Source organism: Dysgonomonas termitidis (assembly GCF_054657735.1).
The window spans coordinates 4,012,280-4,035,408 of the sequence record NZ_BAAHYD010000002.1 but is presented as its reverse complement, the minus strand read 5'-3'; the positions used below and the strand labels follow the sequence as shown (position 1 = coordinate 4,035,408).

Below are 23,129 nucleotides of genomic sequence, written 5' to 3'. Positions count from 1 at the left end.
AAGTATCAAAAAAATGGTGATACAATAAAAAATAATAAATGTTTAATAACATATTGCTTAAAAATTGGACTATTACAAAAAAATGCTTTTCTTTGTGATATCAGGATAGAACAGGATAGTTATTATCCGGTATAATATTGAACATATTTAACGAAAATTGATTCATGATATTAGAATTTGATCAAAATAAAAGCAAGGTTCGCCAGTTGTCAGATGCTATTCGGACAGCTATTTCGAATGGGGAATTCAAGGAAGGCGATACACTTCCCTCTATAAATAAAATAAGTGCAAAGTATAATCTGGCCCGTGATACTGTATATAAAGCGTTTCAGGATCTGAAGGAAAAAGGGATAATCGAATCTGCCCCGACACGGGGATATTTTGTCTCTAACACAGTGAATAATATTTTTGTGCTGCTTGATATATTTGGTCCTTATAAGGAAAATTTCTATAAAGAGCTGACAGCGAATCTTCCACTGAATTATAGGTTGGATTTGTATTTCCATCATTATAATAAACGTTCGTTCAATAATATAATTCAGGATAGTGTTGGGCGATACGACCTTTATCTTATTACCAATCTTCAGAATGATGTTTATTCGGAAGTCCTTGATCGTTTGGATAATACAAAAGTGTTGCTGGTAGACTTAGGAAAGTTCAAGAAAGATAAGTTCTCATATGTATGCCAGGGCTTTGATACGACTTTATATGATTGTCTGACATCAGGTCTGGATAAATTCAGTAAATATAAAGAGATTTGCCTGGTATTTAATGCCAAGTCTGAGCATCCCAAGAGTTGTATTCCTTATTTTGAACAGTTTTGTATGGATAATAATTTTGCTTATAATATTATTACGCGGGATCTGAATTCATTTGATATTGTTCCCGGTACCGCTTATATTGCCGTTCGCCACATAGATATGATTCAGATTGTTAAAACATGTCGCCTGCAGAATTATGAGTTAGGTAGAGATGTCGGCTTGGTGACAATGAACGATGCTCCTATGCTGGAGGTTATTGAAAATGGAATAAGCGTTATTTCCACAAATTTTAAGCAGATGGGTAAAATTGCGGCTGAATATATAAAAACAAGGCAAAAAGTTCAGGTTTATATTCCTACGCAACTGATATTAAGAGGTTCTTTGTAAGAAGAACCTCCATTGTTTAATCTCAACCTCGATATTAAAGTGTCCTTACCATGATACGTGCATATATCTTAATTTTATTTACCAGTTTAATTTTTAATACGAATATATCAGCGGGAAACTATCAACCGGATTTTTCTGTTGCCGGATTCTATTCATTGGAGAAGTCCGGACGGGAAGTTTATGACTTTAATGTTGGCTGGAGGTTTTTTAGAGGTGAAATATCCGGAGCCGAAAAGGCAGACTTTGATGATAGTCGGTGGGATGTGGTATCCACACCGCATACGGTACAGTTGATGCCTTCCGAGGCCAGTGGAAGCCGTAATTACCAGGGAGCAGCATGGTATCGTAAGCATTTTACAATAGATAATTCCTTGGAGGGGAAACTGATTAATATATACTTTGAGGCTGCAATGGGAAAATCCATAGTTTACCTCAATGGTAAAAAAGTAGAAGAGCATCTGGGTGGATATTTGCCTTTTAGTATCGAACTGACTCAGTATGGCGTAAAGCCGGGCGATAAATGTATTATTGCGGTCTTTGTCGATAATTCTGACGATAAGGATTATCCTCCCGGAAAAAAACAAACAACCCTCGATTTTACATATCATGGAGGTATATACCGCGATGTATGGATGATTGCTACATCTAAAGTGCATATTACAGACCCGAATAAAGCGGATAAAATAGCCGGAGGCGGAGTTTTTGTCCAATATGGTGAGATAACAAAGAAGAGAGCGGAGGTTGTAATTTATACTGATATCGCAAATGCTTTAGCATCCAATCAGTCCGTAACTGTAGAGAATCAACTGATAGACCCTTCCGGTAAAATTATAAAAAAGCTGTCTGCCAAAGTAACATTACGAAAAGGAGAAGGAAAACAGATAACTCAGAAGGTTGTTGTTGACAATCCTGTTCTTTGGTACCCCGACAGTCCTTCACTATATAAAGTTGCCACCCGTGTTTTAGCATCTGACGGTACTTCCCTCGATGGAGGAATAACACGGATTGGCATACGGAAAACCGAATTCAGAGGAAAAGATGGTTTTTGGCTTAACGGTGAGTTATCTGACCGGTTAATCGGTGGAAACCGGCATCAGGATTTTGCTTATGTCGGCAATGCGATGCCTAACAGTCAGCATTGGAAAGATGCGAAAAAACTCAGGGATGCAGGTTGCCGTATAATCAGGGTTGCCCATTATCCACAGGACCCTTCGTTTATGGACGCGTGTGACGAATTGGGAATGTTTGTTATCGTAGCAACTCCCGGTTGGCAGTACTGGAATAAAGACCCCAAATTTGCCGGACTGGTTTATGACGATATACGTAATATGATTCGTCGCGACAGGAATCATACATCCGTCTTGATGTGGGAACCTATCTTAAATGAGACCCGTTTCCCATTGGAGTTTTCTTTGAAAGCAAGGGAGATTACGCAAACTGAATATCCGGGTGCAGCCTGCGTGGCCGACCATCATTCGGCAGGTGTTGCAGATAATTATGAGGTGGTGTATGGCTGGCCAAAAGATGCTGGCAATTTTGAGCAATGCATTTTTACCCGCGAATTTGGAGAGAATGTTGATGATTGGTATGCTCATAATACAAATAACAGAGCATCAAGAAGCTGGGGTGAAGGCCCGCTTCTTACGCAGGCTCTTCAACTGGCAATAGCATATGATGAGATGTATCCCGAAGGCAGGCAGTTTATCGGAGGGGCACTCTGGCATCCTTTCGATCATCAGAGAGGCTATCATCCCGATCCGTATTGGGGTGGTATAATGGATGCTTTCCGCCAGCCGAAATATTCATATTATATGTTTAAGAGCCAGGTAAGCGCTTTGTTAAAGCACCCGTTTTCGGAGACAGGGCCGATGGTCTTTATTGCGCATGAAATATCTCCATTTTCAAGTCCAGATGTTACGGTATTTACTAACTGTGACGAGGTAAGGCTAATAATGTATGGGACAGATACCTTAGTACAAAAGGTGGTACGCCGGCAATATGGTATGCCTAATCCTCCTGTTACATTTAAGAATGTGTATGATTTCAATAAAATGAGGATTTATCCATATGTAGAAAAGCAATGGCAGAAAGTCACGTTTGTTGTAGAAGGCCTGATTGATGGTAAGGTGGTTTGCAGTACAAAGAAAATGCCGTCGAGAAGATCCTCTAAATTGAGGCTTTCCCTTGATAATGAAGGACAGGCTTTAATTGCAAATGCATCGGATTTTATTCCTGTAATTTGTGAAGTCACAGATGATGAGGGAAATGTGAGAAGACTGGCAAAAGAGCAGATATTGTTTACAGTGACAGGAGAGGGTGAAATAATCGGAGATGAAATAATCGGAGCAAATCCGCGAGCCGTAGAGTTTGGCTCTGCTCCCGTCCTTATTCGTTCCACACTGAATCCGGGAAAGATTAAAGTTCATGCCCGTGTCTTATTCGAAGGTGAGCATGCCCCGACTCCCGCCTGGATAGAATTTGAAAGTATTGCTCCTAAGCGCCGGCTGGTATATTCGGAAAAACCGCAGGTAAATCAAAGCTCGATTTATTCCGGTACATATAAACGGCAAATGTCGGAAGACGAAAAACGAAAGACGCTGAATGAGGTTGAATTGCAACAAACCGAATTTGGTGAGAAAAAAAGCGAATAAATTAGCATTTAATATAACTGGAATGGTTCTTCGTGAAAGAAGAACCACGCCTCTTTCTACAGACAAAACAATCCTCAACTTAGTGGATTTAAAAAAATATAATATCATGAAGAATAATGAGTATCCCAAAATTGGCATACGTCCGATTATTGACGGACGCAGGAAAGGTATAAGAGAATCGTTGGAAGAAACAACCATGAATATGGCTAAGAATGTAGCCGGATTCTATGCAGAAAATCTTCGTTATCCCGATGGAAGCCGGGTTGAATGTATTATTGCAGATACCTGTATTGGCGGTGTAAAAGAAGCGGCTAACTGTGCCGAAAAGTTCAAAAGGAATAATGTAGGGCTGACTTTGTCGGTAACTCCATGCTGGTGTTATGGTTCCGAAACTATCGATATGGACCCGCTTATCCCGAAAGCGATCTGGGGATTTAACGGGACAGAACGTCCGGGTGCTGTTTATCTTGCAGCTGCGCTGGCAGCGCATAATCAGAAAGGCTTACCTACGTTTGGTATTTACGGGCATGATGTACAGGATTTAGGCGATATGTCTATTCCGGAAGACGTACAGGAAAAGTTATTACGTTTCGCTAAAGCCGGATTGGCTGTCGCTATTATGCGCGGCAAGTCTTATCTGGCAATCGGAAGTGTATCTATGGGGATAGCGGGTTCTATCGTTAATCCTGAATTTTTACAGGAATATTTAGGCTTGCGTTCCGAGTTTGTAGACTCTTCGGAGATTCTCCGCCGTATACAACTCGAAATATATGACAAAGACGAGTATAAAAAGGCCTTGGAATGGACTATAAAAAATTGTGCTGTAAATGAAGGTGATGATTATAATCCTGAACATTTGAAGCGTTCCCGTCAACAAAAAGATAAGGACTGGGAATTTGTTGTCAAAATGACTCTGATTATGAGAGACCTGATGATAGGTAATGATAAACTTCATAAAACAGGCTATTCCGAAGAAGCGATGGGGCATAATGCCATTGCCGGAGGATTTCAGGGACAGCGTCAGTGGACGGACTTTTTACCGAACGGAGATTTTTCGGAGGCAATCCTTAATTCTTCTTTCGACTGGAATGGAATACGTGAGCCATTCGCTTTTGCTACGGAAGATGACCATTTGAATGGTATAAGTATGTTATTTGGTAAATTACTGACGAATACAGCGCAGATATTTGCCGATGTCAGAACATACTGGAGTCCGGCATCTATCCAACGGGTTACAGGCTGGAAGCCGGAAGGCGTATTGGCTGATGGCGCAATTCACCTAATTAACTCGGGTTCTTGTACCTTGGATGGTACAGGTCGTCAAAGCGAAGATGGAAAGCCTGTAATGAAACCTTTCTGGAAGATAAATCAGGAAGAAGTAGATAAGATGCTGGGTGCTACCAAATGGTATCCTGCTTCGCTCGAATACTTCAGGGGAGGAGGCTATTCTTCTAAATTTCTGACCGAACCCGGAATGCCTGTTACTATGTGCAGGATTAATCTTGTGAAAGGTATCGGGCCTGTATTGCAGATCGCGGAAGGGGTGACAGCTACTTTCCCGCAGGAAGTATTCGACAAAATAGATAAACGCACGGATAAGACATGGCCGAGCACATTCTTTATTCCCCGGCTTACCGGAAAAGGTCATTTTAAAGATGTATATTCAGTAATGAATTATTGGGGTGCTAATCATGGCGCTATAAGCTATGGCCACATTGGTGGCGACCTGATATCATTAGCCTCTATGCTTTCAATTCCTGTATGCATGCATAATGTGGACGAGGATAAAATATTCCGTCCATCATCATGGGCTGCATTCGGCTCGGATGCAGAAGGTTCCGATTACAGAGCCTGTGAAGCATACGGCCCCTTATATAAATAGGATAAACCACAGGAAATATTCTCATGAAAGGCAAAAAGATGTACCCCTGGCTGGTCGTAGCGATGTTATGGTTTGTTGCCCTGCTGAACTATATGGACAGGCAGATGCTTTCTACTATGCGTCCTGCTATGATGGAAGATATTTCGGAATTGGTATCGGCAGCTAATTTTGGGCGTTTAATGGCCATATTCTTATGGATATATGCTTTTATGAGCCCGTTATCGGGCATTATTGCCGACCGTCTGAACCGTAAATGGCTTATTGTAGGGAGTTTATTTACATGGTCAGCCGTTACCTTACTGATGGGATACGCAACTTCGTTTGATCAATTGTATATTTTGCGTGCGGTTATGGGGATAAGCGAAGCCTTTTATATTCCTGCGGGATTATCGCTTATTGCTGATTATCATCAGGGGAAAACCCGTTCGCTTGCTGTTGGTTTCCATACTACGGGAGTTTACTTAGGACAGGCATTGGGCGGCTTTGGTGCTGTTGTGGCCGGTAGTTTCTCGTGGCAGATGACATTCCATACATTCGGATTGGTAGGTATTATATATTGTATTGTACTTATATTATTTTTGAAAGAACATAAGGCATATACAATTGAGACGGAAGAAAAGAAATCTGTTAAGAAAGAATTTTCCGCTATGCTTAAAGGCTTGGGAATACTGTTTGGTAATATCTCTTTCTGGGTTATATTATTCTACTTTTCAGCCCCGAGTTTGCCGGGTTGGGCAACCAAAAACTGGCTGCCGACACTATTCTCCACCAGTCTGAATATTGATATGGAACATGTAGGGCCAATGGCTACGATTACCATTGCTATGGCTTCGTTGGTTGGCGTGCTTATCGGTGGGTATTTATCGGATAAATGGGTACAGCGAAATATAAAAGGGCGCATTTATACGGGAGTTATCGGTTTAGTTCTCACATTACCTGCTCTTTTGTTACTGGCTTTCGGTAATAGCCTGGTTATTATTGTTGCCGGAGCCATTTTCTTTGGCTTTGGTTTTGGTATGTTTGATGTAAACAATATGCCGATCCTTTGTCAGTTTGTCTCCCCTCGTTACAGGGCAACAGGTTATGGATTATTGAATTTAGCCGGAATTTCAGCCGGAGCAGTGATAACGAATGTTCTTGGAAAATCGGCCGATGCCGGAAATATGGGGCGTGACTTTGCCCTTTTAGCCATAGTTGTCCTTATTGCGATTATTTTGCAATTGACGATATTGAAGCCTACAGCTATAAATAAAACAGATGATTAAATATTTATTCTATAAAATAAATTGAAAATATAATGAACTCAAATAATCCAATTTTCCAACTGAAGGGAATTGTCCCTCCCATGATAACTCCGTTAACAGATACCGACACGCTGGATGTGAAAGGTGTAAATAATCTGGTAGAGCATCTTATATCGGGAGGAGTAAGCGGTATCTTTATTTTAGGAACTACCGGCGAGGCCCAGCACCTTAGTATCAATATTAAGAAAGAACTCATCAAACATACTTGCCTGGCTGTGAATGGACGCGTGCCTGTACTTGTCGGCATAACAGATACTTCGGTGTATGAAAGTATAAAACTGGCAGAATTTGCTGCTGAATATAAGGCTGCTGCTCTGGTTGCTGCGCCTCCTTATTATTTTGCCCTGGGACAGCCCGAGTTGATTGAATATTATGAGTTGTTAGCTGATAAATGCCCGCTTCCATTGTATTTGTATAACATGCCTTCGCATACCAAAACGATGATAGATCCCGATACGGTTTTGGCTTTATCTAAACATAAAAATATAATCGGATTGAAAGATAGTTCTGCCAATGGCGTATATTTCTGTAAATTACTGACATTGTTCAGAGACCATCCCGAATTCGGGTTATTCGTAGGCCCTGAAGAAATGATGGCTTCTGTGGTATTGCTCGGTGCACACGGAGGTGTTTCGGGGGGTGCGAATGTTTACCCACGGATATTTGTAGATGTGTATAATTCAGCAGCAGAAAAGAATGTAGATAAGACTATTGAATTGCAGGACAAGATGATGGCTGTCAGCAAGGAGTTATATGGCATAGGCCGTTTCGGGTCGAGCTATATCAAAGGTATCAAGACTGCATTGGCACTGAAAGGTATTTGCAGCGATTTTCTGGCTCAGCCTTTTAATTTATTTAAAGACCCTGAAAAGGAGAAGGTTAAGTCTGCTGTCGCTAAGTTGGATAATCTGTTAAAATAGAGAACATTTACGAATGAAAAAAATATTACTGTTTACCATTGTTTTTATTCTGTCCATAGCCTCCAAAGCTGAAACTATTAATATGCGAAGCTTTGGGGCTAAGGCAGATGGTAAAGTGTCCAACACTGCTGTTATTAGGAAGGCGATAGACAAGCTTTCCCAAAACGGCGGAGGTACATTGTTTTTCCCTGCAGGTATATATCTTACAGGGCCTATTGTATTGAAAAGTAATATAACTATCGACATAGAAGCAGGTGCGACGATTAAGTTCACCGATGATATGTCGGAGTATATTCCTTTTGTAGAAATGCGTTATGAAGGTGTGGTGATGAAGAGTTTCTGCCCTTTGTTTTACGCATACGAACAGGAAAATATTGCTATCAAAGGAGAAGGCACCATCGACGGAAACGGGAAAAAGTGGTGGTACGGAACATTTGCTATCGAAGGCGCGCATAAAGACGAAACCTTTAGGAAAGAACTGGAAGGGTACCGGCAAATGTGGGAGAAAGAAAATCCCGGTTTTACAGTTGAAGAAAATTCGGACTGGAAGCGCACATTGGATAAACGTTTTTTTCGTCCGCCATTGATGCAACCTTATAAATGCAAGGGTTTTAAGGTGGAAGGAGTAACAATTATAAATTCCCCGTTCTGGACTATCAACCCCGAATTTTGCGAAAATGTAAGCGTTCTCGGAGTTACTATAAACAATCCGGACGCGCCGAATACAGACGGTATCAACCCGTCGTCATGCCGGAATGTGATAATCGCCAATTGCCATATAACGGTAGGGGATGATTGCATCACATTAAAGTCGGGACGCGATTTGCAGGGACGCCGGTATGCTACTCCTTGCGAAAATATAACAATAACAAACTGTGTCATGCTTGCAGGACATGGAGGTGTTGTTATAGGGAGCGAAATGTCGGGCGATGTGCGTAAAGTGACTATCTCTAACTGTGTATTCGATGGTACGGATAGGGGTATTCGCATGAAATCAACCAGAGGCCGTGGCGGTATTGTCGAGGAAATACGGGTGAGCAATATTGTAATGAAAAATATTCCGGGGGAGGCTATAACACTGAACCTGTTCTATTCAAATGTTCCGGCTGAACCTTTATCAGAGCGGACGCCGATTTTCCGTAATATCCATATATCGGGTCTTACAGGTTCGGATGTGAACATGGCCTGTACTGTTTTGGGAATAGAAGAAGCCCCTATATCAGGCATTACATTCTCTGATATTAATATAGAAGCCAAAACCGGTTTTGAAATAAACAAGGCGGAGAATATAACGCTGGATAATGTCAGAGTTGAGACTGAAATTGGCGCTGCATTCAAAATAAGCGAGTCTTCCAACCTGCGTATCAATAATATTTACAATCCTAAACCATTGCAGGATAAACCTGTACTGGAAGTAACTGATGTGAGGGATATGTTTATTCAGGGATGTTTTCCTGAAACCGGTAGCCGGTCTTTCATAAAACTGGATGGAGGTCTGACTGATAATATCATTTTGAAGAATAACTATTTGGAGCGATTGGCTATGCCTGTCGATAAGGGTGCAGGACTGAATAAGTCGGCGAATATTGTAATGCAATAGTATTTGGGAGATATGAAAAAAGGGTATTATATACTTATATTATGTATTCTGTCTGTCGTTTGCGCTTATGCTCAAAATACACAAACGGCGGATAGTGCCTATTCGCGGCCGCTGATAGATGTGTTGCATGACATTGAAACCCGGTTCGGCATAAAGATAAAGTACGATGCCAGGATGATAGACGGCAAGATACTCAAATATGCCGACTGGAGAATAAAACCGTGGAGCGCGGAGGAATCCCTCATTGCCGTATTGGCTCCTTTCGATTACAAGTTTGTCATGGATAATGGCAAATATAAGGTAAAGGAGTTTGAATATGCCCGCACAACCGAGGCGGAAGGCAAGAAGTTTCTGGATTATCTCGAAACCCTTTATTCTGACAAAGAATCGTGGGAAAAACGCAAGGCTGAATTAAAGGCTTGTTTACCCAAAGCCTTAAGAGTGTCTCCGATGCCAGTGAAGCCTGAGTCGAAAATTATTCTGACACCGAAAAGAAAATACGATGGCTACACAGTTGAAAACTTTGCCATAGAAACCCTTCCCGGAATTTATGTGTGCGGCTCAATCTATAAACCTGCAAAGATAAAAGGTAAATGTCCGGTGATACTCAACCCCAACGGGCATTTTGGAAACGGCCGCTACCGTGAAGACCAGCAAATGCGTTGTGCTATACAAGCCCGTATGGGTGCCATATCGGTAAGTTGGGATTTGTTTGCGTGGGGAGAAAGCCTTCTTCAGTTCGATGGAACATTGCATCGCCTGAGCGCGGCCAATACGATACAAACCATCAATGCAATCAGAATCCTTGATTACTTATTAGCTCTGAAAGAGGCAGATACTTCCAGAGTGGGTATAACCGGCGGCTCTGGCGGGGGTAGTATGACGATGATGATGTCGGCTATCGACGACCGTATAACAGTCAGTATTCCGGTTGTTATGCTGTCCTCTCATTTTGTTGGCGGATGCCCTTGTGAGAGCGGTATGCCTGCTCATCTTTGCGGGGGACGTACCAATAATGCCGAGATTGCCGCTATGTTCGCTCCGAAACCGCAATTGGCATTGACTGACGGGAAAGACTGGTCGAGTTCTGTTCTCGGACTGGAATTGCCATACCTTAAAAAAATCTATGGATTCTACGGAGCAGAAGATAATATAGAGAATGTGCATTTTCCAACCGAAGGACATGATTATGGCCCTTCGAAACGTACGGCTATGTATCGCTTTATTGCTAAGCATTTAGGCTTAAATCATGATATGGCAGATGAATCTAAGGTAACTATTGAGAAAGAACTGCAGATGCACGCATTTGGTGAAAATGGTGAGAAACTGCCGGCAAATGCAATCAAAGGAAAAGAGGCTCTGCTGGAAGTATTGAAAAACGTTGGTGTAATTGATTAATAAGATATTGATGTTGAAAAGAATAATATTGTCATTGTTTATAAGTCTGGCTCTGGTAGCTAATGCCCAGCAAGGCATGAAGTTCTGGTATGATAAACCGGCTTTAGATTGGAACGAGGCTTTGCCGTTAGGTAACGGCAGGCTGGGAGCTATGGTTTTCGGGAATCCCTCTGTCGAGCAATTGCAGCTTAATGAAGAGACCGTTTGGGCCGGTTCGCCCAATAGTAATGCCCATAAGCTGGAAGACGGAGTCCTGGAGAAAGTCCGTAACCTTATCTTTGAAGGAAAATATGTAGAAGCTCAGGATTTGGCTACGGCCAAAATAATGTCGCCTACAAATCACGGGATGCCTTATCAGACGATGGGTGACCTCTTTATCTCTTTTCCGGGGCATAACCGGTATACCGCTTTCTATCGCGATCTGAATATAAGCGATGCTGTTGCCAGTGTCTCATATAAGGTGGGCGACGTAACTTACAGGCGTGAGATCTTCACGTCTTTCACCGATCAGGCTATAATTGTAAGACTGACAGCTGATAAACCGGCAAGTATCACCTGCAATGCTTTTCTGACCACCCCTCAGGAAAAAGTGGAGAGATTCATCGAAGACAACCAGCTTGTATTGACGGGTATTACCCCTGCACATGAAAAGCAGAGCGGAAAAGTACAGCTTGAAACAAGAGTGAAGCCGAAAGTAGAAGGAGGGAAATATACGGTTTCGGATCATATCATATCTGTGGAGAATGCAGATGAAGTTATTCTTTACGTGACTATTGCTACCAATTTCGTCAACTATAAAGACATAACCGGAGATAAGACAGCCAAATGTAAGAAATATATGGAGACAGCTTTTTCGAATGATTACGAGAAAGCAAAAAGTGAACATACCGCGTTCTTTCAGCAATATATGAACCGTATGTCTCTTGATCTGGGGAAAACTGCAGAATCTCAGAAACCGACGGATATACGTATCAGGGACTTCGCGAAGACATTTGACCCTGAACTGGCGGCTCTCTATTTCCAGTTCGGACGCTATCTGCTGATTTCATCTTCCCTGCCGGGTACGCAACCTGCAAATCTTCAGGGAATATGGAACGACCGTTACCTTCCGTCATGGGACAGTAAATACACTTGTAACATCAATGTGGAAATGAACTATTGGCCGGCGGAAGTTACCAATTTGTCCGAAATGCATGAACCGATGCTGCAAATGGTTCGTGAGGTTGCCGAAACGGGCGCGCATACGGCAAAACTGATGTACAATGCCAGAGGTTGGGTAATTCATCATAATACCGATATATGGCGTATTACCGGGCCTGTCGACAGGGCTGCTTCGGGAATGTGGCCGGCAGGAGGTGCATGGGTAAGCCAGCATTTGTGGTACAGGTACGAATATACGGGCGATCTGGATTATCTGAGGTCGGTATATCCGGTGATGAAAGGTGCCGCTATGTTTTTTAACGATTTCCTGATAGAAGAACCGGAGCATGGCTGGCTGGTTGTTTCGCCATCCAATTCCCCTGAAAATACGCATGCCGGAAGTAATGGGAAAGCAACGATTACGGCGGGGTGCACGATGGACAACCAGTTGGTATTCGATTTATTCTCCAATGTAATCAAAGCATCCGAATTGTTAGGTATAGATAAATCATTTGCGGATACATTGAAAATGAAGCGTGAGAAATTGCCGCCGATGCAGATCGGACGACACAATCAGCTTCAGGAATGGCTGTATGACTGGGATTCACCGGACGATAAGCACCGCCATGTATCTCATCTTTACGGACTTTATCCGGGTAATCAAATATCGCCTATTCATACACCTCAGTTATTTGAGGCGGCCAAAAATTCTTTGACCTATCGGGGAGACCCTTCTACGGGTTGGTCTATGGGTTGGAAAGTTTGTCTATGGGCGCGCTTATTGGATGGAAATCATGCCTATACGCTATTGAGAAACCAGTTAGATCTGGTAACTAATGAGAAGAAAAAAGGAGGTACATACAGCAATATGTTCGATGCTCATCCTCCGTTCCAGATAGATGGCAACTTCGGTTGTACGGCAGGTATCGCGGAAATGCTGATGCAAAGCCACGATGGATTCATATACTTTTTGCCGGCGCTGCCTGATGTATGGAAAGACGGTAGTATAAAAGGATTGGTGGCCAGAGGCGGGTTTGTCATCGACATGGATTGGAAAGACGGCAAAGTGAGCAATCTGAAAATTACGTCCCGTTATGGAGGAAACTGCCGTATCCGTATTGCTTCTGTGCTTAAAGGTACAGGGCTGAAAAAGGCAAAAGGAGAGAATGCCAATATCCTGTTTGAAACTCCCAAAGTGAAACCTGCATTAATCTCTGATGAGGCGACATTACATGCTACTCCATTAGATCTCGATAAGGCAACACGCCTGTATGACCTTTCAACAGAAAAGGGAAAGACGTATACTCTCAAAGGAGCTAAATAGTAACCTAATATATAAACGACAATGAAATATTTTGTTCTCACAATCTTTGCAGTTCTGCTGTTTATTGGTTGTAATCGGGATAAAAAACAAGAACAGGACAACAGATGGTCGGTTAAAATAGCCAAGTCGGAAATGATGCGTTTTCCTGAGGCATGGATGATCGAAAAAGCGAAATCACCACGCTGGGGATATACTCACGGATGTGTAGCTAAAGCCATGCTGGATATGTTCGATTACACACAGGACAGCGCCTATTACAATTATGCCAAAGGTTATGCCGACAGCCTGATCACGCAGGACGGACAAATAAAGACATACAGGATGGATAAATATAATATCGACAATGTCAATCCCGGTAAGATATTATTCCGTCTCTATAAAGCAACCGGAGATGTCCGCTACAAAACAGCGATAGATACATTAGTTGTTCAGATGGAAAAGCAGCCCCGAACATCGGAAGGCGGATTCTGGCACAAACAGATTTATCCGCATCAGATGTGGCTCGATGGTTTATATATGGCTTCTCCGTTTTTAGCGGAATATGCAAGAGATTTCAATCATCCTGAGATATACGACGATATTATGAATCAGATTCGTCTGATGGATAAAAACAGTTACGATCCCGAAACAGGTTTATTCTACCATGGCTGGGATGAAAGTCGCGAACAAAGGTGGGCGGACAAAACCACCGGGCGCTCTCCTAACTTCTGGTCGAGGAGCATAGGTTGGTATGGAATGGCGCTTGTCGATGTCTTGGATTTTCTTCCTCAGGATCATGCAGGTCGCCCGGATGTGATCGCTATTATAGAAAAAATGGCAGAAGGGATTGTGAGGTGGCAGGATGATAAGACCGGAGTATGGTATCAGGTAACCAATATGGGAGACCGCGAGGGAAATTATCTTGAATCATCAGGTTCGGCTATGTTTGTTACTTTCCTCTATTCGGCTATAAATAAGGGATATATCAGTCCTGATTATAAAGTTGCTGCCGATAAAGGTTTTAGCGGATTGATAAAAGAATTCGTGAAGAAAGAAGACGATGGTACTTATTCTATCACCAATTGCTGTGCTGTTGCCGGTCTGGGAGGAGAGAAGACATACCGTGACGGGTCTTTCGAATATTATATCGGTGAACCGGTAATCCTGAATGACCCTAAATCTGTGGCTCCTTTTATATGGGCTGCTATCGAACATGAAAAATCAGAAAACAAAACGAAGAAATAGACCTGTATCATGAAAAAATATACAATACTGATATTCTTATTGTTACTAATCACTTTGTCATCGACAGCCCAGAATAAGTCGAAGAAACCGGATATGCCCTGGGATAACGGTAAGCTGAAAGTAAGCGACAATAAGCGTTACTTACAACATGAGAACGGCACTCCTTTCTTTTGGCTTGGCGAAACGGCCTGGCTTTTGCCATCACGGTCGAATAGGGAAGAGGTGGACTATTTTATGAATGCCACTAAAAATAATGGTTACAATGTGGTGCAAATATCTGTGCTGCATACTGTTTCTGCCATAAATGCATATGGTGACTGGGCTTTACCTGATGGGTTCGACTTCAGGAATATAGATAAGCGAGGCGAATATAACTATTGGCAGCATGTGGACTACATCGTGGAACGTGCCCGGCAGAGCGGTATCTATATCGGGATAGTTTGTGTCTGGGGAACGCCTGTGCAACAGAAGCAGATGACAGTTGAGGATGCCAGGAAGTATGGTAAGTTCTTAGCGGAACGTTATAAAAAATACCCGAATATAGTCTGGCTGATTGGTGGCGATATCCGCGGAGATGTAGAGCCGGAAGTCTGGCAGGCTTTGGCAACAACGATAAGAGGAATGGACCCGGATCATTTGATGACATTCCATCCGCGTGGCAGGACGATATCCAGCACTTGGTTTAACAATGAGCCATGGCTCGATTTCAATATGTTCCAATCAGGCCATCGCAGATATAATCAGCGTAATGGCGATGGAGATTATCCTATCGAAGAGAATACAGAAGAAGACAACTGGCGTTTTGCCGGGCGGAGTCTTGCTGTTTCTCCTTTGAAACCGGTAATCGATGGTGAGCCTTCTTATGAAGATATTCCCCATGGGCTTCACGATGTGAATGAACGTCGCTGGCAGGCAGAAGATGTTCGCCGTTATGCTTATTGGTCTGTATTTGCAGGCTCATTCGGACATACTTACGGGCATAATTCTACGATGCAGATGCTTCGTCCGGGATATCAGCCTTCATTCGGTGCTGAAAAGCCATGGTGGGAAGCTGTAAACGATCCGGGTTGTCGTGAAATGAAGTACCTGAAAAACCTGATACTGGCGTTTCCTTTTTTTGAGAGGATACCCGACCAGTCGGTAATCGTGGGAGCAAACGGATTGCAATACGAAAGGGTGATTGCCACCCGTGGTAACGATTATATTCTTGTCTATAATTATACGAACCGCAAAGTGGAGATAGATATGACAAAAATATCGGGAGCTAAGAAAAAGGCATGGTGGTACAGTCCAGTAAATGGTTCTGTGGAATATATCGGAGAATTCGGTAATGGCAGACAGGTTTTTGCTCACGATTCAGAATACAGGGCCGGTAATGACAGGGTCCTGATTATTACGGATGCCGATACATCTTATGTAGAAGAAAACTTGATGACGGTTAACAGTCAACAATAATCAGTTGACAGCATTCTTGAATTTTCAAATTAAAAAATCCATGAAAAAAACAATACTTATATTCTCCGCCTTATTTTGTTCCCTGCTGGTGTTTTCGGTGGATGTGAAGGAACTCAGGTGCGAAATGCTAAATAATCCTGAAGGAATTGGTACGGCAACACCTCGTCTGGGGTGGATGATAGAATCGAAAGAACGAAATGTAGAGCAAAAGGCGTACCGGATACTTGCTGCCTCTTCATTGGATAAGCTCAATGAAACAGATGCAGATTTATGGAATTCAGGAAAAATTGAAAATGCCGCATCTACTCTTGTCCCTTATACGGGTAAAGGCCTGACAAGCCGTAGCCAGATATATTGGAAAGTAAAAGTTTATACAAATAAAGGTGAAACAGCATGGAGTTCTCCGGCTAAATTCAGTGTGGGTTTATTAACTGATTCCGACTGGTCTGCGAAGTGGATTGGGCTGGACAGGATATTCCCCTGGGATAGTGAGACGGTGCATTCCCGTTTATCTGCACGTTATTTTCGTAAAGAGTTTGCCAGCCAGAAGCAGGTTAAATCAGCGAAGGCATATATTTCAGGATTAGGATTTTATGAGCTATATATCAATGGTGAGAAGATCGGGGATCAGGCTTTAGCACCGGGACAAACAGACTATTTCAAAACTGTTTTGTACAATACCTTTGATGTGACGTCTTATATTAAACAAGGGAAAAATGCGATTGCGACTATCTTGGGTAATGGGCGTTTCTACAATATGCGTCAGAATTATAAACCTCATAAAATAAAGACTTTCGGCTATCCGAAAATGCTTCTCCAGATAGAAATAGAATATAATGACGGAACAAAACAAACCATCATCAGTGACGATACATGGAAGGTTACTTCCGATGGCCCTATCCGTTCAAATAATGATTTTGACGGAGAAGAATATGATGCGAATAAGGAGCTGGGAGCATGGAACACAGCCGGATATAATGACCGCAAATGGCTGAAAGCCGAACTGGTAAAAGCCCCGGGAGGTGTAATTACTGCGCAGATGCAGGAAAATATGAAGGTGATGAAAGTATTGACGCCAAAGGCTGTTATGGTTTTAGCAAAAGATACGTTCGTTATCGATATGGGGCAGAATATGGTAGGCTGGCTTAGTTTGCAGGCAAAAGGGAAGAAAGGAGATAAAATTACCCTGCGTTTTGCCGAAACACTGGAAAACGGCGGCCGCCTGAAAACAGTAAATCTCCGTAGCGCAAGAGCTACCGATGTGTACACAATGAAAGGAGAAGGTACGGAGAAATGGGAACCCCGTTTTGTTACGCACGGGTTCCGTTTCGTAGAAGTGACGGGTTATCCGGGAACTCCGGCAATAAGTGATTTTGAAGGGAAAGTCGTATATGACGATATGGCTGCAGCCGGTTCATTCGAGACATCAAATAATATTCTGAATCAAATATATAACAATGCATGGTGGGGAATCAACAGTAATTACAAGAGTATCCCCCTCGATTGTCCGCAACGCGACGAAAGGCAGCCGTGGCTCGGCGACCATACTATTGGTTGTATCGGGGAAAGTTTCGTTTATGACAACGAACGGTTTTATATAAAATGGCTGGATGATATAAGGGATTCCCAAACGCCGGAAGGAAAGCTGTCGGATATTGCGCCTCCGTACTATATGACGTATTATAGTGATAATATGACATGGCCGGGTACATATCTGTTTGTCGCCGACATGATCCATAAACAATACGGCAACACCGAACCGATAAAGAAGCATTATCCATATATGAAAAAATGGTTTATGCATATGAAGGATAATTACCTGAATGCAGACTATATAATGACCAAAGATAAATACGGAGACTGGTGCGTTCCTCCTGAATCAAAAGAACTAATCCATTCTCTGGACCCTGCCCGTAAGACGGACGGACAGCTGATAGCTACAGCATATACTTATAAGTTGTTGCAATTGTTACAGGAATTTGCAGTTATATCGGGCAATGAAAGTGATGTCGCCGAATATGTAACGCTTGCAGAAAATGTAAGAGCAGGATTCAACCGGAAATTCTATAATGCGGAAACAGGACAATATGGCAATTATACGGTAACATCGAACCTGTTACCTCTGGCTTTCGGTATGGTAGATAAAGATAATGAGGAGAGAGTTTTCCAAAATCTGATAAACCGTATTACAGTTACAGATAAACTGCATATCAGTACAGGTGTTATCGGTACTCAGTGGCTGATGCGTGAACTCACAAAACGGGGATGTGCAGATGTTGCTTATACTATTGCTACTCAGAAAGATTACCCTAGTTGGGGATATATGATAGAACGGGGAGCGACTACGATCTGGGAACTCTGGAACGGTGATACTGCAAGCCCTAAGATGAATTCTCATAATCATGTGATGCTCTTAGGAGACCTTCTGGCATGGATGTATGAAGATTTGGCCGGAATAAAGTCTCACAAGATAAGGGGGGGATTTAAGTGGCTGTGGATGAAGCCAAATCCAACCGAAGACCTTACCTACACAAAAGCGTCTCATAAAACACCATATGGTTGGGTAAATAGTGACTGGACTCTTAAAGATGGAATTTTCACATGGAAGATTTCCATCCCGGCAAACAGCAGGGCGAATATATTATTGCCGGCGACGTCAGTAGAAGATATTGCCGAAAGCGGAAAACCTGTAAAAGAGGTTGAAGGACTTAAATATGTCCGGGTTGAAGAAAATCGCATAAATCTTGAAATCGGATCGGGTGACTATACATTTGTTTGTAAATACGGAGAAGCTCAAAACCGTTTCAGAGAAGGTATTCTTACAGATGAATTTATTTGTGAAAAGCCTTCATTCCCTGAAAGCCATGCCTCTACAATAGCGGAAACCAAAGAAGGTCATCTTATTGCTTCCTGGTTTGGCGGAACAAAAGAGCGTAATCCCGATGTTTGTATCTGGGTAAGCCGCTATATCAATAATAAATGGACAGAACCGCAGAATGTAGCTGATGGGATTATAAATGATACACTCCGTTATGCCACATGGAATCCCGTATTATATCAGGTGCCGGACGGAGAATTACAACTTTATTATAAAGTTGGCCCTAATGTGGCAGGGTGGGTCGGAAAAGTGATCACTTCTGACGACGGAGGCGTTACATGGTCGGCTTCACGTGATCTTCCTAAAGGATTTTTAGGCCCGGTGAAAAATAAACCTGTTTTGCTGAAAGACGGGACATTACTGTGCCCGTCGAGTACCGAGGGGGATGGCTGGAAAGTTCATTTCGAAGCTACAAAAGATTTTGGTAAAACATGGAAGATGATAGGCCCCATCAATGAAGGAAAAGAGCTTCATACGATACAACCGTCCATATTGACTTATAAAGATGGAAGATTACAGATTCTTTGCCGTACGCAGGAAAGAACTATCGGAGAATCATGGTCTTCGGACAATGGAAAAACATGGACGCCTGTTGCCGGAACAATGTTGCCGAATAATAATTCGGGTACAGATGCCGTAACCTTGCGGGACGGCCGCCAGTTATTGGTCTATAATCATGTCTTGCCTCACGATACGCTTAAACGGGGAAAAGGAGCCCGCACCCCTCTTAATGTAGCTATATCGGAAGATGGGAAAACATGGTATGCGGCATTAGTGGTAGAAGATTCGCCGATTAGCCAGTATTCTTATCCTTCTGTTATACAGACTAAAGACGGCTTGGTTCACATCGTTTATACATGGAGGCGGAAAGCTATTAAGCATGTAGTTGTAGATCCGGATAAATTGGTATTATCGAAAATAGAAAACATGAAATGGCCGTCTTTAAAAGAGACGAAAGAAATACAGGTCGTAAATAATCATCGTTACAAGGTTTCTGTTTGTGACTGGATGATGCTCAAGCGTCAGAAAGTCGGAGCGATGGAACTGGCCGAAGAGCTTGGCGCAGACGGACTTGAACTGGATATGGGCGGACTGGGCAAACGTGTGTCATTTGATAATAAATTTACCGATAAACATTTTCAGGAATTATTTATTTCGGAATGCAATCGATTAGGAATAGAACTTAGTTCCATCGCTGTGTCCGCTTTTTACGGGCAATCTTTTGCCAAGCGTGAGAACTATGAAGACCTGATAGACGAATGTATAGCAACTATGAAGGCTCTCGGGGTGAAAGTCGCATTTCTGCCAATGGGTAACCAAAGCGATTTGGTGAAAGAACCCGAACTGTACCCGGTTGTATTGGGACGGCTGAAAGTTGTTGCTAAAAAAGCGGAGGCAGCAGGTGTTGTCATCGGTATAGAAACGACATTGCCGGCTAAGGAAGAAGCGAAATTGATAGATAAAATCAGTTCTCCTTCGATCCGTAGCTATGTCAATTTCTCTTCTATCCTGAAAAGAGGAGGAAATATTATAAGCGACCTGAAAACCTTGGGAAAAGACCGTATTGTTCAGATACATGCCTCTAATACCGATGGTTACTGGATCGAAAATGACCCGGCACTGGATATGAAAGAAGTAAAAGCTACTTTGGACAAAATGGGGTGGAGCGGTTGGCTTGTTGTTGAACGTTCGCGCGATGCAAAGGATGTCCACAATGTAAAGAAAAACTACGGGGCAAATGCACGGTATCTGAAATCTGTATTTCAGGTGAATCAATAGCTCGAAACTTTATCTATGTAATAAGCTATTAGCTGTGAGCCATTAGCTTATAGCTCTTTGAATTGAAAATCGGTGGAGCCAAAAGTTGATTTGCAAATGAGTGAAGATGTTGTAACCTTTGTAACCTTTTTGGGAATAGTTACAAGTAGACAAGATACGAGATACAAGTTGTTGACTGATGACTGTTTACTGCAAATAGTGTTCTTTGTGTAAATCTTTGTGTCCCTTGGGGTAAAGAGTTTTCAACCACTAAGTACACGATGGGAATCACAAAGGGCACAAAGGCTAAAAAGACTGTTACCTTTGTAACCTTTTTGAAAATAGTTACAAGTAAACGGGATACGAGATACGAGTTGATGACTGTTAACTGCTAACTGCTAACTGATTTCATTGTTACTTTTGTTACTTTTTGAAGGAGATGCTTCGCTCCACTCAGCATGACAGGGTATAATAGTTCTCAAAAGCGAACGGCTAAAAGCTATCAGCTAATAGCTAAAAACTGTTACTTCTGTTACCTTTTAACTATATATAGTTAATTAATGTAAATATTAAATCTGGTCAATACACTTCAAAAAATAAAATTCCATGAGATTAATTTATATTGTGATTCTATTCTTTATCTCGTTATCGGTTTTTTCAGTAGAGATATATGTTTCCCCGCAGGGAAACGACCGGAACCCCGGTACACAATCTGAACCGAAAGCCTCTTTGCATGGAGCAATAAGAGAGGCAAGGGAATACCGGAGGTTATTAAAAGCGGGAAACGACGAACCTGTGCGTATCCGTATGGCCGGAGGTACATACAACCTGTACGAACCTGTATTTATTCGTCCTGAAGATTCGGGAACGGAAAGCAGTCCGACCATAATAGAAGCGGCTGAAGGTGATAATGTGGTTCTTAGCGGTGGCATACGGATTGAAAGTTGGAAAAAGCAAGGCAAATACTGGGTAGCTGATGTGCCCACCTTTAATGGAAACAGGCTGATATTCCGCCAGCTATGGATTAATGGAAAGAAGGCTGTAAGAGCGCGGAATGTATCCGATTTTGAACAAATGGACCGGATAAGAAGCAATGATAAAATGAATGAAATTTTCTGGATTCCGGCTTCTGCTGTAAAAGGACTGACTAAATCGGAGAATCTTGAACTCGTTATCCACCAGATGTGGGCAATCGCTAATCTTCGGGTTAAATCCATTATTGTCCAGGGAGATTCGGCAGGAGTCCGTTTTCATAATCCGGAAGCACGTATTCAATTTGAGCATCCGTGGCCGCAACCGATGATTAAAGAAGGCCTGAATTCTGCATTCTATTTTACGAATGCCCTTGAATTGTTGGATGAAGCCGGAGAATGGTATCACGATACGAAGACGGACAAGATATATTATATGCCCCGTCAGGGAGAGAATATGCCGACAGCCGAAGCAATTGTTCCGGTATTGGAATCCCTTATGGAAATAACAGGGACGCCGGATCGTCCGGTGGAGCATATCCGTTTTAAGAATATCGGATTTAACTATACGACCTGGGTACGTCCTTCACAGATGGGACATGTACCGTTGCAGGCCGGAATGTATCTGCTGGACGCTTATAAATTGAGGCCTCCGGGAGTTCCCGGTAACTTTAATAAGGGAATTGAAAATCAGGGTTGGGTAGGTCGCCCTCCGGCAGCAGTAATGGTGCAATCGGCTCTGAATATTGAATTTGACCAGTGCCGCTTCGAACATCTCGGTTCATGCGGAATCGACCTTATCGATAGAGTGCAGAAATCCGGAATAAAAGGCTCGTTATTCAGGGATATTGCCGGAAACGGCATGCAGATCGGCCGTTTTTCGGAAACCGGTATGGAGACGCATCTGCCTTACGACCCTGTTGACCAGCGCGAAATCTGCTCTCATATTTCTGTTTCCAACAATTATATCACGGATGTGACAAACGAAGACTGGGGATGCGTGGGCATTCTGGCAGGTTTTGTACAAGACATTAATATTGAGCATAACGAAATCAGTGAAGTAGCCTACACAGGTATAAGCCTGGGTTGGGGATGGACAAAAACGGTGAACTGTATGCGGAATAATATGGTGCATGCCAATTATATTCATCATTACGGAAAACATATGTATGATGTTGCCGGAATATATACACTGTCGGTACAGCCTAAATCTTTTATTACCGAAAACGTGGTGAAAGATATATATACGCCTTCTTATGTGCATGATCCCAATCATTGGTTCTACCTATATACTGATGAAGGGAGTTCGTTTATCACGGTAAAAGATAACTGGTGCCCTGCCGAAAAGTTCCTGCAAAATGCAAACGGTCCCGGCAATACGTGGGAAAACAATGGCCCGATGGTCTCCGACTCAATCAGACAAAAGGCAGGACTGAAGCCGGAATATACATGGATTAAGAATATAAAGTAATATAC

12 protein-coding genes and 1 pseudogene are annotated in these 23,129 nt (G+C 42.6%); all 13 read left to right on the top strand.

Annotation, left to right across the window (positions count from 1 at the left end):
* The first annotated feature begins 164 nt into the window (after positions 1-164).
* On the top strand, positions 165-1,148 hold the full coding sequence (locus ACYQ3L_RS20790) for a GntR family transcriptional regulator (protein WP_379999715.1): 984 nt from the start codon (positions 165-167) through the stop codon (positions 1,146-1,148).
* A gap of 50 nt (positions 1,149-1,198) precedes the next feature.
* Entirely contained in the window at positions 1,199-3,799 is a 2,601-nt protein-coding gene (locus ACYQ3L_RS20785; protein ID WP_379999717.1) for a glycoside hydrolase family 2 protein, read from the top strand.
* Between the two features lie 106 nt (positions 3,800-3,905).
* Positions 3,906-5,681: an L-fucose isomerase gene (locus ACYQ3L_RS20780; protein WP_379999719.1), complete on the top strand. Its 1,776-nt coding sequence runs from the start codon at positions 3,906-3,908 to the stop codon at positions 5,679-5,681.
* A gap of 23 nt (positions 5,682-5,704) precedes the next feature.
* Positions 5,705-6,946 (top strand): MFS transporter, encoded by a 1,242-nt coding sequence (locus tag ACYQ3L_RS20775; protein WP_379999721.1) that lies wholly within the window; start codon positions 5,705-5,707, stop codon positions 6,944-6,946.
* Positions 6,947-6,978: 32 nt separating this feature from the next.
* The gene (locus tag ACYQ3L_RS20770; RefSeq protein WP_379999723.1) at positions 6,979-7,905 is read left to right on the top strand and encodes a dihydrodipicolinate synthase family protein; all 927 of its coding nucleotides are present in this window, start codon (positions 6,979-6,981) and stop codon (positions 7,903-7,905) included.
* 13 nt (positions 7,906-7,918) lie between these two features.
* Positions 7,919-9,505 (top strand): glycoside hydrolase family 28 protein, encoded by a 1,587-nt coding sequence (locus ACYQ3L_RS20765; RefSeq protein WP_379999725.1) that lies wholly within the window; start codon positions 7,919-7,921, stop codon positions 9,503-9,505.
* 12 nt (positions 9,506-9,517) lie between these two features.
* On the top strand, positions 9,518-10,903 hold the full coding sequence (locus ACYQ3L_RS20760; protein ID WP_379999729.1) for an alpha/beta hydrolase family protein: 1,386 nt from the start codon (positions 9,518-9,520) through the stop codon (positions 10,901-10,903).
* A 7-nt stretch (positions 10,904-10,910) separates the two neighbouring features.
* On the top strand, positions 10,911-13,367 hold the full coding sequence (locus ACYQ3L_RS20755) for a glycoside hydrolase family 95 protein (RefSeq protein WP_380000099.1): 2,457 nt from the start codon (positions 10,911-10,913) through the stop codon (positions 13,365-13,367).
* 21 nt (positions 13,368-13,388) lie between these two features.
* On the top strand, positions 13,389-14,591 hold the full coding sequence (locus tag ACYQ3L_RS20750; RefSeq protein WP_379999731.1) for a glycoside hydrolase family 88/105 protein: 1,203 nt from the start codon (positions 13,389-13,391) through the stop codon (positions 14,589-14,591).
* Positions 14,592-14,600: 9 nt separating this feature from the next.
* Positions 14,601-16,046 (top strand): glycoside hydrolase family 140 protein, encoded by a 1,446-nt coding sequence (locus tag ACYQ3L_RS20745; RefSeq protein ID WP_379999733.1) that lies wholly within the window; start codon positions 14,601-14,603, stop codon positions 16,044-16,046.
* Between the two features lie 40 nt (positions 16,047-16,086).
* Positions 16,087-19,830: pseudogene (locus tag ACYQ3L_RS20740) on the top strand (family 78 glycoside hydrolase catalytic domain); the annotation flags it as partial.
* A gap of 21 nt (positions 19,831-19,851) precedes the next feature.
* Positions 19,852-20,703, top strand: coding sequence for a sugar phosphate isomerase/epimerase family protein (locus tag ACYQ3L_RS20735; RefSeq protein ID WP_459952474.1), 852 nt, complete (start codon positions 19,852-19,854; stop codon positions 20,701-20,703).
* A gap of 585 nt (positions 20,704-21,288) precedes the next feature.
* Complete coding sequence (locus tag ACYQ3L_RS20730; RefSeq protein WP_379999735.1) at positions 21,289-23,124, top strand: right-handed parallel beta-helix repeat-containing protein; 1,836 nt, start codon at positions 21,289-21,291, stop codon at positions 23,122-23,124.
* Positions 23,125-23,129 lie beyond the last annotated feature (5 nt).

Excerpts from the sequence above, each read along its gene's own strand:
- ACYQ3L_RS20745 (WP_379999733.1), top strand. The coding sequence starts at position 14,601 with ATGAAAAAATATACAATACTGATATTCTTATTGTTACTAATCACTTTG.
- ACYQ3L_RS20785 (WP_379999717.1), top strand. The coding sequence starts at position 1,199 with ATGATACGTGCATATATCTTAATTTTATTTACCAGTTTAATTTTTAAT.
- ACYQ3L_RS20760 (WP_379999729.1), top strand. The coding sequence starts at position 9,518 with ATGAAAAAAGGGTATTATATACTTATATTATGTATTCTGTCTGTCGTT.
- ACYQ3L_RS20750 (WP_379999731.1), top strand. The coding sequence starts at position 13,389 with ATGAAATATTTTGTTCTCACAATCTTTGCAGTTCTGCTGTTTATTGGT.
- ACYQ3L_RS20730 (WP_379999735.1), top strand. The coding sequence starts at position 21,289 with ATGAGATTAATTTATATTGTGATTCTATTCTTTATCTCGTTATCGGTT.
- ACYQ3L_RS20735 (WP_459952474.1), top strand. The coding sequence starts at position 19,852 with ATGAAATGGCCGTCTTTAAAAGAGACGAAAGAAATACAGGTCGTAAAT.
- ACYQ3L_RS20765 (WP_379999725.1), top strand. The coding sequence starts at position 7,919 with ATGAAAAAAATATTACTGTTTACCATTGTTTTTATTCTGTCCATAGCC.
- ACYQ3L_RS20790 (WP_379999715.1), top strand. The coding sequence starts at position 165 with ATGATATTAGAATTTGATCAAAATAAAAGCAAGGTTCGCCAGTTGTCA.
- ACYQ3L_RS20770 (WP_379999723.1), top strand. The coding sequence starts at position 6,979 with ATGAACTCAAATAATCCAATTTTCCAACTGAAGGGAATTGTCCCTCCC.
- ACYQ3L_RS20775 (WP_379999721.1), top strand. The coding sequence starts at position 5,705 with ATGAAAGGCAAAAAGATGTACCCCTGGCTGGTCGTAGCGATGTTATGG.
- ACYQ3L_RS20780 (WP_379999719.1), top strand. The coding sequence starts at position 3,906 with ATGAAGAATAATGAGTATCCCAAAATTGGCATACGTCCGATTATTGAC.